Here is a 16,811-nt window from a genome sequence, read left to right on the forward strand (position 1 = left end):
CTTCCAGGCAACATTCTTCTTTAAAGCGTACTATGCCCAGCTTTCCTACCGGACTATCCGGAAAAGCGTTGGCCACCGTATCCGGTGAGACTTGCTGGCCATTCAACGGCATGCCTTCCAGGCAACATTCTTCTTTAAAGCGTACTATGCCCAGCTTTCCTACCGGACTATCCGGAAAAGCGTTGGCCACCGTATCCGGTGAGACCTGCTGGCCATTCAATGGCAAGCCGCTCAGGCAGCATTGTTCCTGAAAGCGTGCTACTCCCAGTTTGCCTTCCGGATTATCCGGGAAAGCCCTGACCACCGCATTCGGTGTGACCTGCTGGCCTTGCAGGCCCAGGCCACTCAGGCAACATTGTTCCATAAAGCGTGCTATTCCCAGTTTTCCTTCCGGAGTATCCGGGAAGTCCTTAACCACCGCATCCGCTGTGACCCGCTGACCATTCAGGAGCAGGCCTTTCAGGCAGCATTCCGCTTTGAAACGAGCTATCGCTAATTGGCACTTGCTATTCTGACCCGGCTCCCGTTTGAATTCCTGAATGACCTGATCCGGGGTGACTTTTCTATTGCCGTGTGGAACGTTCTGTAAGCAGAGCTTTTGCAGGAAGAAGCCACTTCTGAGCGAGGTTACATCACGGCTATATGCTTTAAGCACCTCAGCCGAGGTGGTCTTACGTTCTGGTAACGGTTTACTTTCCCAAAAGGCGTCTTCAAGAGTTTTGACATCATGCAGGGGGCGGCTTGTGCCTCTGCAGGACTGATGGTTTGAGACTTTTTTACCGTTAAATGTGCTTCTGGGGCGGTCAGGCATCCCGCTTGAACCGGTGTCATCCCGGCGGTCAGGCTTTGAGCGGGAGTGGGTGGATGTGGTTGCTTTCAGAGTACCTCCTAGTGCAATTTAGCGTTGATACCCATACCGTTCGTGCTGAGCTTGTCGAAGTACGGTGGCACCATCCTTCGACAAGCTCAGGATGAACGGGGTGTACGGGTATTAACGCTTTTCTGCACTAGATTATTAATGTCGCTGTTTGACCTCAAAATGATTGTCAGGTTCCATTGATGGTGTGTCAGGTGGAGAAGCAAAGATGCTCCATTGCAAGTCGATCAGAGTCGGCTTGCGGAACAGCTCTCCTGCCTCCAAAGTGCATCCGTTTTCTTTTAACCGCTAAATGCTTATACTGTATAAATAAACAGTTGATGAGATTGAATGGCATGAAGCCGATCCAGATCCTTCCACGACCTTTGCCAGAGACATTGCCCTTTTACCAGAGCCCGGCTGCCTGTGGCTTCACCAGCCCGGCAGCTGACTACCTGCAAGATACGCTCTCCCTGGACCAGCTGTTGATCCGTCATCCGGCAGCGACTTTTTTTGCCCGGGCCCAGGGGCGATCCATGGAAGGCGCTGGCATCTTTGATGGTGACATTCTGATTATTGATCGCTCCCTCACTCCGGGAGACGGTGATGTGATACTGGCCTTGCTGGACGGTGAGCTGATTGTAAAACGCCTGGTCTATTGCCATGGCAAACCGGAATTGCACTCGGAAAACCCCGACTACCCTGCGATTAAACTGGACTCTGAAGAAGGGCTCAATGTCTGGGGTGTGGTCACTGAAGTCATTCACCACCTGCGATGAAGGACGTTATTGCCCTCTGTGATGCCAATGCTTTTTACTGTTCCTGCGAGCAGGTCTTTAATCCATCCCTGCTGGGTAAAGCCCTGGGAGTGCTCAGCAATAATGATGGCTGTATCGTTGCCAGAACAGCGCAACTGAAAGCCCTGGGCGTTGCCATGGGGACACCGGCGTTCAAGGTCAGGGATCAGGTGGCCCGTGGTGAAATCATACTGAAAAGCTCCAACTATGCGCTGTATGGCGATATGTCTTCCCGCTTTATGTCGGTGCTGGAACAGTTCAGCCCGAAGCTGGAAGTGTATTCGATCGATGAAGCCTTTGTTGAACTCTCCGGTTTTCCGCTGGCAAATCTGCATGCCATAGGGTTGGATATGAAACGGCGGGTATTCCAGTGGACGGGGCTGCCGATTGGTGTGGGCATCTCAACCACCAAAACACTGGCCAAACTCGCTAACTATGCGGCCAAGAAATTTCCGGCAACCGGTGGTGTTGTGGATTTAACCAGCCCGATACGCCAGCAGCGGTTAATGGCAATCACCCCGGTTGGTGAGGTATGGGGAGTAGGCCGACGCATAGGAAAGCGGCTGGAGGCGGCAGGTATTCATACTGCTGCACAACTGGCAAACGCCAATCGTCGATGGGTCAGGAAACAGTTTTCTGTGGTGTTGGAACGGACGGTCTGTGAACTTCAGGGGGAGTACTGCATTCCCTGGGAAGAGGGGAGTTCAGCCAATAAACATCAGATTATGTGCTCCCGGAGCTTCGGCCAGCGGGTCACTACCAGGCAGGCACTTCATGCCGCACTGGCCAGTTTTATCTGTCGCGCCTGCGAGAAACTCAGAAAACAACAGCAGTATTCCCGTGAAGCCATTATTTTTATCAGGACCGATCCCTTTAAGGCCAATCTCCCGCAAACCGGACGGAGTCTGAAGCTGATGGTTCCATCGCCCACCAGTGATAGCTCGGTTTGGCTGCAACAGTTAAATCCGGCTTTGGACGTGCTGTTTCAGGAAGGTTACGAGTATAAAAAGGCGGGCTTTGCCCTGGTGGATCTTTGTTCCGGTGCAAGTTTTCAGGGAGACTTGCTGACGGCAGCAGCAATTCCGGAAAATACCCGGATGATGACCGTGCTGGATGCCATTAACCAGCGCTTTGGGAGCCAGACACTCCGGCCTGCATCAGTGGGCTTCCGGGCGCAGCCATGGCATATGAACCAGCAGGTGCTGAGTCCTTCTTATACGACGCAGTGGCCGGAGATCATGAAGGTTCAGACGTGAGTCAGGCATTGAGTTCACTTTGATGGATTAATGCATCAAGCCCGGCCATAAACTGGGACGGGCTCAGGTCCCGGGTGCTGAAAATATCCAGCCTCAATTGGGAGCGGCGATATTTAAACCGAAAATCCAGGATGAAGCGTGGATCGTGAGCATACAGTTTCTCCCTCACTTTGATCAGTTTCCTGAGTTTGCCCTGAAGATCATGCCGGTGTTCATAAAAGTGTTCTTCAACGATTGGCTGGATAAGAAGACCCCATAACTCAGCCCGGTTATCTTTTGGACAGGCACCGATATTCCAGCAGTTAGACGTCAGATCAATAATGTTTTCGATCTCATTATTACTGTCGCTGTATTCACTGAGCAACGGCTCAACCCAATCCGCAATAATGCCGGAGAGCCCCGGGCCTTCAAAGGAGGGTTTCTGGCCAGCACAGAGAAACGCCAGTCGGGAAAATATACGCTTTAAACGGTTAATCATGGTATGCAAAGTACACTCACCGAAATGAATGGTATTCAGTAATGCCCTGCAATTACTCAGGGAAGCAGCCATGCCCATAAATGTAGTCAGTGTTCACTGTGTCAGCATCACTTTTACTCTCCAGTCAGATTTGATTGAGTCAGTGCCAGAAGTGCAGGATCAGTGTGATCATAATCGCAATACCAACTAATAAAACGATTGATTTGATAATGTGTTCCTGTTTTTTCTGTGGCTGCTCATTATCAGCAGGTGAGTCTGTGTTTTTCAGTAAAAAGGGAACAAGGTCGGCCATAACCAGAAAGCAGGCCAGGAGCAGGACGGATACAACAACAGTTTTTATCATTGTTTGAACACTCCGGTTATTTTTTGAACGAAAGAACTAAGCAGTGAATTTGATGTATGACATAGATAGATGACTCTGTGCTTTTTATCCAGATTGTTTGCATCAAGGCCTGAAAACGATTCACGTTACTTTTCATGTCTGTGTTTAATACGGGAATACGCTTACCTTTCTTCGGGAATTATCTTATGCTGGGCAGCTTCGGGCTTAAGAACGAATAAGGAGTTGCCCATGGCAGATGCATCGTATGTTCCTCCCAGGGTATGGACTTGGGAAAATGAGAATGGTGGCCAGTTTGGTGGCATTAACCGGCCAACCGCCGGTGCCCGTTTTGACAAACCGTTACCGGTTGGCAAGCATCCATTCCAACTTTATTCACTGGCAACCCCGAATGGTGTGAAAGTCACCATACTGTTTGAAGAGTTGCTGGCGCTGGGGATTAAAGAGGCCGGGTATGACGCTTTTCTGATTGACATTATGGCAGGTGATCAGTTTGGTTCGGGCTTTGTTGGCATAAACCCTAACTCGAAGATTCCTGCCCTGGTGGATCGAAGCGACGGTGTGGAGATACCGGTATTTGAGTCAGGAGCCATCCTCCTTTATCTGGCCGAAAAATTTAATGCGTTTCTACCAGCGGAACCCGCCAGGCGGGCACAGTGTCTCTCATGGCTGTTCTGGCAGGTGGGCAGTGGTCCATACCTGGGGGGCGGCTTTGGCCATTTCTATGCTTATGCGCCGGAAAAATACCAGTACCCTATTGATCGCTTTGCCATGGAGGTCAAGCGTCAGCTGGATATGTTAAACCAGCATCTGGCAAACAATACCTATATCTGTGGCGATGATTATACCATTGCGGATATGGCAATCTGGCCATGGTACGGGGCCCTGGTGGATGGCAAAATCTACGATGCTGCCGAGTTTCTTCAGGTGGATGACTATCAACATGTTGTTCGATGGTCCAGACATATTGGGCAGCGAGAGGCCGTTCAACGTGGGAAAATGGTCAACCGCACCTGGGGTGAACTGTCCGGGCAGCTGAGAAACCGGCATGATGCTTCTGATTTTGAACTCAGGACCCAGGATAAACTGGAAGCTTCAGAATAAATTGGCAATATTCCAGAACCACAAAATAACGGAAGGGTGAAATTTTCACCGTTCCGTTGTAACGGTGTGAAGCATAAGAAATAACGTTTCTATCCTGTCTTTAACTCCACTTTTAATTCCACTTTGACCGAGATCAGTCAGTAACTTCAAACGAAGGCGTAATAGGCTAAATGATTATCTGTAGAAAAATGGAACAAAATTCATTAACTGTTATCTAATAAGAATTATCAAAAGGATCTATATAATGAATTTCCCAGTCTTAGTTGATTTAGCCAGCAATTATCGAAACAGGCAGCCAGACGTAACTCAGGAAAAACAACCGGCACATTCTCTAAAAGCAGATTCTCTAAAAACTGCGCCACAGCTCGATATTTCCATTGATAATCTGACTTGTGATCTGGTGTTGCCAGCTGACCAGCTACAACCTGCTGATGCACTGGGTAAAGCATTTTGCCGGGATGTGATGGCTACAGCCTTTTGTGCGAATCCCATCAACACAGACTGCCTGAAGCCGGTGCGTGTCAACCATCATCAAATAGAAGAAAGGAAAGTCAGTCCATTATTCAAAGGCGGCCTGTCTGAGTTAGTAAAATTATGGGGTCTTGTCGTCGAAGCAAAGGAGGTGGCAAATCAGGAAAGACCGACCAATACCCTGCCTTTTCAGGAACTGCAACGACAACTCATTATTACTCAGGATACAGGGCCAACGCTGACCAGCGAAGGGCAGAGAACACTGAATGAAGGCGTGATATTGTCATTGAAGTACGGATGGTATGATTTTTTAGAACGGATACAATTCATCGCTGAAAGCACTGGGGCAGAGTTGACAGAGGATGCCCGGACAGCACTGAGTAACGGTCTGGTACAGGCAGTAGATCACCGTCTTTACGATCAGGCAAAACTGATACTATCCATCATTGTAAGCACTGGGACAAAGCTGACGGAGGATGACCGGATAGCACTGGGTAAATGTCTGATACTGGCAGTAGATCACCGTCTTTACGATAAGGCAGAGCTGTTAAAATCGGTCTTTGTAAGCACTGGGGCAGAGCTGACGGAGGATGTCCGGATAGCACTGGGTCAAGGTCTGATACTGGCAGTAGATCACCGTCTTTACGATAAGGCAGAGCTGTTGAAATCGGTCTTTGTAAGCACTGGGGCAGAGCTGACGGAGGATGTCCGGATAGCACTGGGTAAAGGTCTGATAGTTGCAGTAGATCACCGTCTTTACGATAAGGCAGGGCTGTTAAAGTCCGTCTTTGTAAGCACTGGGACAGAGCTGACGGAGGATGTCCGGATAGCACTGAGTAACCGTCTGATAATGGCAGTAGATAACCGTCTTTACGATAAGGAAGAGCTGTTACTATCCATCATTGTCAGCACCAAGACAAAGCTGACGGAGGATGACCAGGAAAAACTGAGGAGTCATCTGGTATGGGCAGGGGCAGCAGCTTTCCAGAACTACGGGCGGGCAGAACGGTTAGTATCCACCATAAAGGGTACCGGGGTAGAGCTGACGGACGATGACGTAAGCAAACTGAATGAATCTGTGGAGCGGGCCATAGCTGACGATCATTACGATGGCGCTGAGTGCTTAACAGGCGTCATTGTGGCCCTGGGGGCAACGCTAACGGATGGAGTTCTGGATAAACTGAATGAAGCTCTGGAGCGGGCAATAGTGACTGACCGTTACGATGACGCAGAATGTTTATATGGCACGATTTTGAGCGCGGGGACAAAGCCGACGGACAAAGTCCGCAGGGCACTGAATAGCAAACTGAAATGGGCAAAAGATCACGGTCATAACGATATACAAGAGTTGTTACAACTGATGATTCAAGGCAGAGCAATCAGCGAAATTCAGAAACGCAACGGTATGTGGGAACTGCTCGATACTGTAATGAATCCATTTCAGTAGGCCCGCAGTGACTGCCCGGATGTAAGTAGCTAACCATATGAAATCATATATTTCTGACTCCTTGTTCAGGTACTCTCGGCAACTGCTCCTGCGTTGCTCTAGCTCCTGCATCCATGCAGTCGTGCTTCGTTACAACTCCGGTCACATAGCTACGGCTATGCTCCCTCCGTTGTGCCTCGCATAGCACCTGCCCAAGTAGCCAGAAATATATGATTCCATATGGCCAGCTACTTATTCCGGGTATCTGAATCTGATGTTTAATTTCACAGTCATCCTGTAAATACGGGTAAATGACCTATTCTTCTAGCCCGGAAGAATAATGTTATGGTTGTGGTGTTATGAAACTGTATCCATTTATCCTTTTATTACCATCGATTGTCCTGGGTAAACCAATCGGCCTCGAACGGTTTACCCCTCCACCTTACCCTGAGGTGTCGGCCCATCCTCAGCCTGAAGGGCCGTTATACCCACCCCCGCAGGATTACTTATACCATGGTTATAGAACAGAGCCCGCACCTGCCTATACGCCGCCGATGTCCCCTGACTTATCCTCCTTTACTGCCTGTCAAATACCAGCCGGAACCTATCGTTTTGATGCTTACAGAATTGCCAAAACTGAAAAACTCTGGCTCTCTGAACTGGTACTTTATCTGCATATCAGCCACGCGGGCATAATGGTGATGCGTTTCAGGCTTAAGCCAACGGGTGGTCGTGAAGAGCAGTATGTAGTGATCCCCTATAGCAGTCATGCCGATCTGGTAAATGTTTGCAGTGGGGTCAATTTCAGCTTTTTCTTTAAAGGGATTAATGTGTATGGGAAGACCTTAAACGGAAATCTGTCCGGGCATCTGAGCAGGGATGGCAGCAAGAACAATTACCACATTACTGCTGATGGTTGGATGGAGCGTTACGATACCACATACAATTCAAAAGCGACCATTAATCTGACAGGGCAGCAGTTTGACTTTGTCTACCCATACATTAGATAGCGAACTGTTCACCTCGTTTCCACACAGGGCGGGGAAACGAGGGTGTGTTCAGTCTATCGAACCATGTGCAGGAAATGCATGTGCTTTTCATACTGATCGATAATATCACCAATCACCTGATCACTGGTCCAGCCCATAATGTCGTAACCCTGGCCGCCTTCTCTCAGGAAAACTTCGGCCCGGAAGTATTTGCGTTCTTCTTCATCTTCTTCGTCCAGCATAAAACTGGGCTGAAGGTAAGAGCGGGGCGTCACTTTGTAAAAGAAGTCCACTTCATCGCCGTGGAGTACCACCAGGCTGGGTATCTGTTTTTCGGTATCCAGTTGAATCGTGCTTTCTACCCCCTGTTTGCTCAGTTCTGATGCGACGGACTCCATAGCCGGGAGAGCAACATCCTGAATAAAGCGATTGACATGGGCCCGTCGGGGAAAGCTGACCATCGTCGCCAGCCGGTTCTGCCAGGGAATCGGTTTATGACCCACTTTGGGGGTGAGTGTGGTTCTTTCCAGGCTGGCTTTCTTGGTTGCATCAACAGCCAGCGCTTTCAGTAAGCCATAAGCTGACACCAACAGTACGATGGAAAAAGGCAGTGCTGAGGCGATGGTCACCGTTTGCAGGGCCTCCAGGCCACCGGCCAATAACAGTACCATGGCTACAATGCCAATCAGGCTGGACCAGAACACCCGCTGCCAGAGCGGCGTTTTACTGTTGCCCCCGGAGGCGAGCATGTCGACAACCATGGCACTGGAGTCGGAGGAGGTGACAAAAAAGATCACGACCATGGCAATGGCTACCATCGAGAGTACATTTGAGAACGGGAAATATTCCAGAAACCTGAACAGCGCAATGGGTACATCGGTTTCTACGGCCTGACCCAAACCGGTCATGCCCCGGTTCATGATCATATCAATGGCGGTATTGCCAAAAGCGGTCATCCAGATCAGGGTCAGGCCTGTTGGTACGAACAAAACGCCAGTAACAAACTCACGGATGGTTCTGCCCCTGGAAATACGGGCAATAAACATACCGACAAACGGTGACCAGGAGAGCCACCAGGCCCAGTAGAATAAGGTCCAGCCGCCAAGCCACTCGGTGGGCTGATAGGCGTAGAGATTGAAGGTTTTACCGACGATGTCAGACAGATAACCACCGGTATTTTGCACGAACATCTGCAACAACAGGACGGTGGGTCCGAGCAGTAACACCATCACTAACAGCATCAGTGCCAGTAGCAGGTTGGCTTCTGAGAGGCGTCGGATGCCTTTATCAAGGCCTGTCGCCACAGAAACGGTGGCCAGTGCCGTGATGACCACAATCAGAATCACCTGTGTCTGTGTGCTGATGTCGATACCGAAAAGGTAGTTCAGCCCCGAGTTAACCTGCAAAACCCCATAACCCAGCGCAGTTGCAACACCAAAAATGGTGCCGAGTATGGCAAACACATCAATGATATGGCCGGGAATGCCGTAAATACGGTCACCGATGATGGGGTAAAGGGCGGAGCGGAGAGTGAGTGGCAAGTTATGCCGGTAACCGAAAAAAGCAAGAATCAGCGCCACGATGGCATAAATCGCCCAGGCATGAAGCCCCCAGTGAAAAAAGGTGAGCTTCATGGCTTCTCTGGCGGCTTCCACCGTACCAGGCTCACCCAGCGGTGGAGAAAGGAAGTGCATAACCGGCTCGGCGACACCGAAAAACATCAGGCCGATGCCCATGCCCGCAGAAAAGAGCATGGCGAACCAGGAGCCAAAGCTGAATGAGGGTTCGGCATGATCAGGGCCCAGCTTTATATCACCATATCGGGATAGCCCCAGAAAGGCGACGCACAGAAGGATCAGGGCCACGGCCATGACATAAAACCAGCTGGCGTTGGTCATGATGCTGGACTGTAGATGCGTAAAGCGGCTATTGGCATCTTCAGGGAAAAAGACCGTATAGCCCACCAGTAAAAGTATTAACATGGCTGAGCCAAAAAATACGGGAGGGTTGATGGTTTGCCTGGAAGGCATAGAGATTTCCGGTTGGGACATGTTGCTGGCTCTTGCTGAATAGTCAAAATCAATTTGATCGTTTGGGTTTGGAGCTATGTGCAAGAAGCCTGTCAACGCTCTGAGGGGATAAACATGAAGAGGATCCTGTATACAACTTTAATTAGGAGTCTAGGTGAAATATATTACAGTTCAAACTATTTGAGATCAAATTTTGTTTGTTTTGCGGTTTATTTTGTGGCAAATAAATACGCCTGTTTTCTAAACCTCTTCGATGAGTAAATTGTATGACTGAACCGTGTTACTGGACTGACGTACTTATTTCTCTAAGACGCATAATACGTGCAACGGATCTGCACTCAAAACGTATGATCAAAGCCTGTGGCCTGACCACGCCCCAGATCATGGTCTTGAAGGCAATCAGCGATCTCGGTGATGTGACGGTCAAGCGGATTTCCCAGGATGTTTCCCTGAGCCAGGCGACAGTAACCACCATTTTGAATCGGCTGGAAGAGCGGCAGTATCTGGAGCGAGTCCGAAGTGTCAGCGATAAACGAATTGTTAACGCACGGTTGACCGAGCTCGGACGCTCTGTATTGGCAACAGCACCGGCGCTACTGCATGAACAGTTTATTGAGCGTTTTGAGGCGCTGGAGGCCTGGGAGAAAACACAGGTCTTGTCGTCTTTGCAGCGGGTTGCAGCCATGATGGATGCCGAGTCCATCGATGCCGCGCCGCTTCTGGATATCGCCGGGACAGAACCTTAGCTGTTTGATTTTTGGTCTTTTTCTCTGGGGTGTTGGTGAAAGTAATTTGAAATCTAATCATTAGAAGTGTAAGTTAGTGCCCCAGTTGATATACGGGAAAGTACGGTTAAATGTTCGGCGCTGGAAAATGGGCTTAAAAATTTCTGCTGTTAATCGGTGTACGGAAAACCGCAGGAGCAGAAATTTTTAATCCCTTTCTACACCATAGAGCCAGGAAGGCACTGCCCGGTATCAGAAACGGATTAATAAAAACAGGATTGCACATGCTAAAAAGAAAATTGTCTGCCGCTGCCTTACTGGCTGTTTCCCTCCCTTTTGCTGCCTCTGTGTCCGCTGATGAATGCGGTGATGTCACAGTCGCCGATATGAACTGGAACTCGGCAACGCTGATAGCTCACGTTGATCAATTTATCCTTGAGAATGTCTTTGGCTGTAATGTGGAGCTGGTGCCTGGCGACACCATGGCGACAGGTACCTCCATGGTTGAAAAAGGAGAGCCGGATATCGCGCCGGAAATGTGGAGTAACTCCATGAGGCAGGCTTTCGATAAAGGTGTCGAGGAAAAGCGCCTTCGCTATGCTGGCAACTCGCTGTCAGAAGGCGGTGAGGAAGGGTTCTGGGTACCGAAATACATGGTAGAAAAAGACCCTGAGCTGAAAACCATCAAGGGTATTAAAGGGAAAGCAGCAATCTTCAAGCATCCGGAAGATTCCAGCCTGTCCGCTTTTTACGGTTGCCCGGCGGGCTGGAACTGCCAGATTAATTCTGGCAACTTGTTCAGGGCGCTGGAGCTGGAAGAGCATGGGTTTGACCTGGTTGACCCGGGTTCCGGTGCCGGTATGTCCGGCGCTATTGCCAAAGCCTATGAGCGGGAAGAGGCCTGGTTTGGCTATTACTGGGCACCCTCGGCAGTACTGGGCAAGTATGAAATGGTCAAGGTGGATTTCGGTTCCGGTGTTGATGTAGATGAATACATCAACTGTACCACCAAAGAAGATTGTGAGTCTCCGAAAGTCACTATGTATCCGCCATCGCCGGTCAATACCATTACCACCGAACGTTTCGCCGTTAAAGCACCGGCAGCTTATGAGTACCTGGCAGGGCGCTCGTTTACCAATCAGCAGATGAATGAGCTGTTGGCCTGGATGGAAGAAAATCAGGCGGATGGTGAAATCGCCATGGAGCATTTCCTGACCAACTATGAGTCCGTCTGGTCCCAGTGGCTGCCTGCTGATGTGGTGGCAAAAGTAAAGCAAGAGCTTGCGGCTCTCTAAGGTCATCACTGGTTCAATGCAATTGATGGGTTTATTTATTGACCTCCAGACTCCGTTCGTCTTGAGCGGAGTCGAAAGGCGTAAACTCCATACTCTGAATACTGTGCCAATCACCCATAATAAAGGCTGAAGTGTATGGCTAAGGAATCCTGGGTTACTGAGTTTCCGGATATGGAACGCAGTGACCTGATCGCTTTGCGAAAGACTCTGGATGGTGCCTACCGGGAGTTTTCCCGGGAACATGGCGATTTGATTGAGTCGTTTTTTGATCCGTTGCTCTCTTTTCTTGTCTGGTTTGAAAACCTGCTGATCAGCTCTCCCTGGTTACTGATACTGGCGGTAATCACCGGTTTGGCCTACGCCGCCAGCCGTTCCTGGAAGCTGTGCCTCGGTGTTGTCTGTTCCCTGCTGACCATCGGTTATTTTGGTATGTGGGAAAATACCATGAGAACCCTGAGTGTTATCACGGTATGCACCTTGCTCTCCCTGGTGCTGGGCATTCCAATCGGTATCGCCATGGCCCGTTCCGACCGGGTGCAGAAGCTGGTAACGCCGATGCTGGATATCATGCAGACCATGCCGGCATTTGTTTATTTGATTCCGGTGGTGATGTTGCTGGGGATTGGCAAGATTCCCGGCGTGATCGCGGTGGTTATTTATGCCATTCCACCGGTTATTCGATTGACCAATCTGGGGATTCGTCTGGTGGATAAAGAGGTATTGGAAGCCGCTACCGCTTATGGTGCCAGCCCGTGGCAACGGTTGTGGGGGGTGCAGCTGCCACTGGCAATGCCAACCATCATGGCCGGTATTAACCAGACCATTATGATGGCGCTGGCCATGGTGGTGATCGCTTCCATGATTGGCGTCAAGGGCCTGGGGCAGCCGGTACTGAAATCCATTACCAATCAGTATTTCACCCTGGGGCTGCTCAATGGTCTTGCCATTGTTGCGCTGGCGATCATCTTTGACCGGGTTTCTCAGGCTTATGCCCGCAGAACCCAGAAACATCTGGGAGGCGCTGAGCATGCATAACAGTGACAAGACAAAGCCTCTGATCCAGATTCGTGGCCTGTACAAATTATTCGGGAAACAGCCTGACAAGGTTATGCCCCGGGTTCATCAGGGGGAATCCAAAGATCAGATTCTGGCTGATACCGGGCATACGCTTGGGCTCAGGGATATCAACCTGGACGTCAAGGCAGGTGAGATTTTTGTGATTATGGGGCTTTCCGGATCCGGTAAGTCCACCTTGATTCGCCATTTTAACCGTTTGATCGATCCCACTGAGGGGGAGATCCTGGTGGATGGCACCGATATTACCCGGTTTTCTGCCAAAGAACTGGAAAGCTTTCGACGTCAGAAGATGTCCATGGTCTTTCAGCGTTTTGGTCTGATGCCTCACCGGACGGTCATAGATAATGTTGCCTATGGTCTGTCGGTTCAGGGTGTTGGCAAAGCCGAGCGACTGAAGAAAGCGGAACAATGGCTGGATACCGTGGGGCTGGCTGGCTACGAGCAGCAATACCCCTCCCAGCTGTCGGGAGGGCAGCAACAGAGGGTTGGTCTGGCCAGGGCGCTGTGCACCGATGCGGAAATTCTATTGATGGACGAAGCTTTCTCTGCCCTGGATCCACTGATTCGCAGTGAGATGCAGGATCAGTTGATCGGGTTGCAGAGTAAGCTCCAGAAAACCATTGTTTTTATTACCCATGACCTGGATGAAGCGCTGAGGCTGGGTGATCGCATTGCCATTCTGAAAGATGGTGAGCTGGTTCAGCAGGGGGCTCCGGAAGATATTCTGTTGAATCCGGCCACAGATTATGTGGAAGCGTTTGTTAAGGATGTTAACCGTGCCCGGGCATTGACCGTAGAAACGGTGATGAAACCTCCGGCCTGTCGAATTACTGCAGAAACCATTGATGAGGCCTTGAGTCAGATGAAAAAGACCTCTGAAGACTTTGGCTATTACGTTAATGATGAAGGCTATCAGGGTGTGATTCTTCAGCAGACCCTTGAGCAGGCCGTGCAGAAGGGGAGTCACAAGAAGGTCACCTCGATATTGATTGAGACGGTGCCGACTATTCAGGCAGACTCAATACTGGAGTCCGTTATTCCCGATACCCTGGACACCGACTTTCCCCTCCCCGTTGTTGATGACGATGGGCAGTTGCAGGGGCAGCTTTCCCGGTCCAGTCTTGCTGAAGTTCTGGGGGATGTTTCCACAGGTCATTAGCGCAGCCAGCCTGCTAAGGTTGAGCACTGTGCTTAATAAAAAGCCCGCAAATAGCGGGCTTTTTACCATCAGTTAAAGCAGGTGTTAGCCAGAACGACGGGTAAAGAGCCGCTTATTGTTGCTGGCTTTCACCATATCGGTCAGGATGACACCCGCTTCCTTCAGGAAGGCATCAGGCTCTTTATCTTTTTTCTTCTGTTCCTGTTCCTGGTTGTTGATCTCCTCCAGCTCATCCAGATTGTTCAGCAATGCCAGACCTCTGGATTTCCGCAGGCGATTTTCAATGGCCAGTCGCTGGCTGCGCATGGTTTGCAGCTCCAGTTGTCGTCTTTCCTGGTTCAGGGAAACCTTTTTCTGATTTTCATAATGTTCGAAGTAGTCCTTCATCTCATGGAGGTAAACAAAATCCGCATTTTTACGGGTGCGGAATTCATGCTTTTTCTGCAGCTCCGGCAGATAAGGACTTAAGTTGGCGTAAGGTCTGTAGGATACCGGTGAGATATTGTCCCACGGCAGTGCATCCGGCAGCGTGTCCTCACCAATATCCCGGCCATCATAGAGGGAAGGGAAGATGATATCGGGAATAACGCCACGATTCTGGGTGCTCTGGCCGGAAATCCGGTAGAACTTGGCCAGCGTCAGTTTCAGTTGCCCGTGGTTCAGTGGCTGGATGCTTTGCACGGTACCTTTGCCGTAACTCTGGCTGCCAACGATCAGCGCCCGGCCGTAATCCTGCATGGCCCCGGCAAAGATTTCAGAAGCGGAAGCGCTGAGGCGGTCAATCATCACCACCATGGGGCCATCGTAGAGCTGCTCTGAGTCCGGGTCTTCCTGTCGCTCAGCGCGACCCCGGTTATTGCGGACGACAACGGTAGGCCCTTTATCAATAAATAGACCGGTCAGCTCATTGGCTTCTTGCAGTGAACCGCCCCCATTACCGCGAAGATCGATAATCAGGCCATCCACTTTCTCTTTCTTTAATTTTTCCAGGAGCCTGCGGACGTCACGGGTGGTGCTTTTATAGTCAGGGTCACCGGCCTGGGCAGCCTTGAAGTCGATATAAAAGGTGGGTAACTCGATCACCCCGATACGGCTGGTCTTGCCATTCATGGGCACTTCAATGATTTTACTGGCGGCATCCTGCTCTTCCAGTTTGACCCGGTCCCGGACAATCTCATAAACCCGGGTGCTGCTGTCATTGCTGCTGCCGGGAATAATCTCCAGGCGAACCAGGGTGTGTTTGGCACCGCGAATTAATTTGACCACATCATCCAGACGCATGCCCACCACATCTTCCAGGTTGCCTTTCTTGCCCTGGCCAACGCTGACGATCTTATCACCGGGTTTCAGCTGCCCGGCTTTCTCGGCAGGGCCGCCGGGGACAACACTGACTACTCTGGTGTATTCATCCTCAGCAGAGAGTACGGCACCGATCCCTTCAAGAGAGAGGCTCATGTTGATATCAAAGTTCTCCGCCGTCTGGGGGGAGAAGTACTGGGTATGAGGGTCGTAAATACCAGCGAAGGCGTTGATGTAGGTCTGAAAGGCATCTTCGCTTTTGCTCTGGTGCAGCCTGCGCAGCAGGTTGGTGTTTCTTCTGCGCAACTGATTGATAATCTCTTCGTCGGTTTTATTGTTCAGCTTCTGGCTTAATACGCTGTCTTTAAACTGCTTGATCCAAAGCCGTTGCTGGGCTTGCTTGCTGGTAAGCCAGGGTTCATCCTTGCGCTCAATCACCAGCTCTTCATTTTTCCTGAGGTTCAGGTTGTTAATGCCCAGTTCTAGCTGTTTGAGCATGAAGCGTGCGCGTTCTTCCGCCCGCTCACGGTAGCGGTTGAAGATGGCGAAGGCGGGATTGAGGTCACCGCTTTTCAGAGAGTCTCCCAGTTTTTTCCGATAGGGCTGAAATTCCTGGATATCTGCCAGCAGGAAGAAGCTGCGGTTCGGGTCCAGTCGATCAAGATAGCGATCAAACACCTTTTCCATATTGCTCTGGTCAAGGGGGATTTTCCGGTAGTGGCTTCTTGAAAGCAGCTGTACCACATGAACGCTGGCAATGGCCTGTTGCAGGTTGGGTGTCAGGGTGGGTACTGGCTGGCTGATGTCCTTATCGACGGCCTGAGCGAGATTGCCTGAGAGAAGTGCTGTGAAAAGCAGCGCTGAAAAGAACAGCCTCATTCTTTTGGCTGGCTGCAGTTTCGATATCATAGAGGCGTTAGCTCCGTGTCATTCTGTCTGTTGAAGTGTGCCTTCCTGGCTAACCTAACGGATAAGACTCTTTCCATTACTCAAGTCATCGCTCAGGATCTTGAACTCTTGAATATCCTGTAAGGATGAATACAGCATAATACAGTCACATGGCGGATGACAGCCGTTGAACTTTCATATTCTGAACAGCTCAGGTAAATCAGGCCATTACCTGGCCGGTAAAAAGTGTGAGTAATACCAATTCCGCCTTCTAAATATGAGATCGAGCAAGTCATTTTGGACAGCTGGGCAAGGCGGAATGACGAGTAATAGCAGGGCTATTGCGAGGAATTCCAACGAAGATCCAGCTGTTCAAAATGGCTGCGCAGTTCATATTTAGAAGGTGGAATTGGTATTAGTTATAACCTTTGATATAGCCGCCAGTCTCATCAAATGACTTTGCCGCAGGCAGTGTTGCAGAAGCCTTTAGCAACGGCTTGACCGAATTAATCTTACTGCGATGAAGTGAAAAGGCGTTACTGGAATTTGAGGTTGAGCGCAGTGTTGGCCGGTTGTTGGCTTCGGGTTTCATGGGGTTGCCTGCAATGTTGGCTGGTCTGA

The 16,811-nt window shown here is 50.2% G+C and carries 15 protein-coding genes; 9 read left to right on the forward strand and 6 right to left on the reverse strand.

What is annotated here, in order from left to right; translation table 11 throughout:
* The coding region (locus tag ACO6UY_RS01110) for a hypothetical protein (protein ID WP_422459993.1) at positions 1-811 on the reverse strand (811 nt) is incomplete at its 3' end.
* Between the two features lie 401 nt (positions 812-1,212).
* On the opposite strand from ACO6UY_RS01110, the gene ACO6UY_RS01115 reads away from it, so the two are divergent.
* Positions 1,213-1,635, forward strand: coding sequence for a LexA family protein (locus ACO6UY_RS01115; RefSeq protein WP_101746738.1), 423 nt, complete (start codon positions 1,213-1,215; stop codon positions 1,633-1,635).
* On the forward strand, positions 1,632-2,909 hold the full coding sequence (locus ACO6UY_RS01120) for a Y-family DNA polymerase (protein ID WP_422448991.1): 1,278 nt from the start codon (positions 1,632-1,634) through the stop codon (positions 2,907-2,909). Before ACO6UY_RS01115 ends, ACO6UY_RS01120 begins: the two co-directional genes overlap by 4 nt.
* A gap of 1 nt (position 2,910) precedes the next feature.
* Here ACO6UY_RS01120 and ACO6UY_RS01125 read toward each other — a convergent pair whose 3' ends face one another.
* Positions 2,911-3,465, reverse strand: coding sequence for a hypothetical protein (locus ACO6UY_RS01125; protein WP_422448989.1), 555 nt, complete (start codon positions 3,463-3,465; stop codon positions 2,911-2,913).
* Positions 3,466-3,526: 61 nt separating this feature from the next.
* A complete protein-coding gene (locus tag ACO6UY_RS01130) occupies positions 3,527-3,730 on the reverse strand; it encodes a hypothetical protein (RefSeq protein WP_422448987.1) in 204 nt (67 codons plus the stop codon).
* A gap of 228 nt (positions 3,731-3,958) precedes the next feature.
* Between ACO6UY_RS01130 and yghU the strand changes: the two genes are divergently transcribed.
* From yghU to ACO6UY_RS01145, 3 genes are all read left to right on the forward strand, one after another.
* On the forward strand, positions 3,959-4,831 hold the full coding sequence (gene yghU, locus ACO6UY_RS01135; RefSeq protein ID WP_422448985.1) for a glutathione-dependent disulfide-bond oxidoreductase: 873 nt from the start codon (positions 3,959-3,961) through the stop codon (positions 4,829-4,831).
* A gap of 244 nt (positions 4,832-5,075) precedes the next feature.
* Positions 5,076-6,749 (forward strand): hypothetical protein, encoded by a 1,674-nt coding sequence (locus tag ACO6UY_RS01140; RefSeq protein WP_422488825.1) that lies wholly within the window; start codon positions 5,076-5,078, stop codon positions 6,747-6,749.
* Positions 6,750-7,087: 338 nt separating this feature from the next.
* Entirely contained in the window at positions 7,088-7,738 is a 651-nt protein-coding gene (locus ACO6UY_RS01145; RefSeq protein ID WP_422488826.1) for a hypothetical protein, read from the forward strand.
* 53 nt (positions 7,739-7,791) lie between these two features.
* Here the strand turns inward: ACO6UY_RS01145 and ACO6UY_RS01150 are convergent, their stop codons facing one another.
* The gene (locus tag ACO6UY_RS01150) at positions 7,792-9,768 is read right to left on the reverse strand and encodes a BCCT family transporter (RefSeq protein WP_422448979.1); all 1,977 of its coding nucleotides are present in this window, start codon (positions 9,766-9,768) and stop codon (positions 7,792-7,794) included.
* Between the two features lie 245 nt (positions 9,769-10,013).
* Here ACO6UY_RS01150 and ACO6UY_RS01155 point away from each other — a divergent pair, with 245 nt between their 5' ends.
* The 4 genes from ACO6UY_RS01155 to ACO6UY_RS01170 all read left to right on the forward strand — a co-directional run bounded on the left by ACO6UY_RS01155 (position 10,014) and on the right by ACO6UY_RS01170 (position 14,003).
* Positions 10,014-10,493 (forward strand): MarR family winged helix-turn-helix transcriptional regulator, encoded by a 480-nt coding sequence (locus ACO6UY_RS01155; RefSeq protein WP_422448977.1) that lies wholly within the window; start codon positions 10,014-10,016, stop codon positions 10,491-10,493.
* Between the two features lie 263 nt (positions 10,494-10,756).
* The gene (locus tag ACO6UY_RS01160) at positions 10,757-11,767 is read left to right on the forward strand and encodes an ABC transporter substrate-binding protein (protein WP_422459989.1); all 1,011 of its coding nucleotides are present in this window, start codon (positions 10,757-10,759) and stop codon (positions 11,765-11,767) included.
* 135 nt (positions 11,768-11,902) lie between these two features.
* Complete coding sequence (locus ACO6UY_RS01165; protein ID WP_422459987.1) at positions 11,903-12,802, forward strand: ABC transporter permease; 900 nt, start codon at positions 11,903-11,905, stop codon at positions 12,800-12,802.
* Positions 12,795-14,003 carry a quaternary amine ABC transporter ATP-binding protein gene (locus ACO6UY_RS01170; RefSeq protein ID WP_422448973.1) on the forward strand — a complete coding sequence of 403 codons (1,209 nt, stop codon included), beginning with the start codon at positions 12,795-12,797 and terminating at the stop codon, positions 14,001-14,003. The genes ACO6UY_RS01165 and ACO6UY_RS01170 overlap by 8 nt, the downstream gene beginning before the upstream one ends.
* 84 nt (positions 14,004-14,087) lie before the next feature.
* Here the strand turns inward: ACO6UY_RS01170 and ACO6UY_RS01175 are convergent, their stop codons facing one another.
* On the reverse strand, positions 14,088-16,211 hold the full coding sequence (locus ACO6UY_RS01175; protein ID WP_422448971.1) for a carboxy terminal-processing peptidase: 2,124 nt from the start codon (positions 16,209-16,211) through the stop codon (positions 14,088-14,090).
* 394 nt (positions 16,212-16,605) lie between these two features.
* On the reverse strand, positions 16,606-16,782 hold the full coding sequence (locus tag ACO6UY_RS01180; protein WP_422448969.1) for a hypothetical protein: 177 nt from the start codon (positions 16,780-16,782) through the stop codon (positions 16,606-16,608).
* Positions 16,783-16,811: the final 29 nt, after the last annotated feature.

The organism is Endozoicomonas sp. ALE010, from assembly GCF_049310165.1.
Taxonomy (GTDB): Bacteria; Pseudomonadota; Gammaproteobacteria; order Pseudomonadales; family Endozoicomonadaceae; genus Endozoicomonas.

Bases quoted from the DNA above. Each gene is read 5' to 3' on its own strand.
- ACO6UY_RS01115 (WP_101746738.1), top strand. From the start codon at position 1,213: ATGAAGCCGATCCAGATCCTTCCACGACCTTTGCCAGAGACATTGCCC.
- ACO6UY_RS01120 (WP_422448991.1), top strand. From the start codon at position 1,632: ATGAAGGACGTTATTGCCCTCTGTGATGCCAATGCTTTTTACTGTTCC.
- ACO6UY_RS01125 (WP_422448989.1), bottom strand. From the start codon at position 3,465: ATGGGCATGGCTGCTTCCCTGAGTAATTGCAGGGCATTACTGAATACC.
- ACO6UY_RS01130 (WP_422448987.1), bottom strand. From the start codon at position 3,730: ATGATAAAAACTGTTGTTGTATCCGTCCTGCTCCTGGCCTGCTTTCTG.
- yghU (WP_422448985.1), top strand. From the start codon at position 3,959: ATGGCAGATGCATCGTATGTTCCTCCCAGGGTATGGACTTGGGAAAAT.
- ACO6UY_RS01140 (WP_422488825.1), top strand. From the start codon at position 5,076: ATGAATTTCCCAGTCTTAGTTGATTTAGCCAGCAATTATCGAAACAGG.
- ACO6UY_RS01145 (WP_422488826.1), top strand. From the start codon at position 7,088: ATGAAACTGTATCCATTTATCCTTTTATTACCATCGATTGTCCTGGGT.
- ACO6UY_RS01150 (WP_422448979.1), bottom strand. From the start codon at position 9,768: ATGTCCCAACCGGAAATCTCTATGCCTTCCAGGCAAACCATCAACCCT.
- ACO6UY_RS01155 (WP_422448977.1), top strand. From the start codon at position 10,014: ATGACTGAACCGTGTTACTGGACTGACGTACTTATTTCTCTAAGACGC.
- ACO6UY_RS01160 (WP_422459989.1), top strand. From the start codon at position 10,757: ATGCTAAAAAGAAAATTGTCTGCCGCTGCCTTACTGGCTGTTTCCCTC.
- ACO6UY_RS01165 (WP_422459987.1), top strand. From the start codon at position 11,903: ATGGCTAAGGAATCCTGGGTTACTGAGTTTCCGGATATGGAACGCAGT.
- ACO6UY_RS01170 (WP_422448973.1), top strand. From the start codon at position 12,795: ATGCATAACAGTGACAAGACAAAGCCTCTGATCCAGATTCGTGGCCTG.
- ACO6UY_RS01175 (WP_422448971.1), bottom strand. From the start codon at position 16,211: ATGATATCGAAACTGCAGCCAGCCAAAAGAATGAGGCTGTTCTTTTCA.
- ACO6UY_RS01180 (WP_422448969.1), bottom strand. From the start codon at position 16,782: ATGAAACCCGAAGCCAACAACCGGCCAACACTGCGCTCAACCTCAAAT.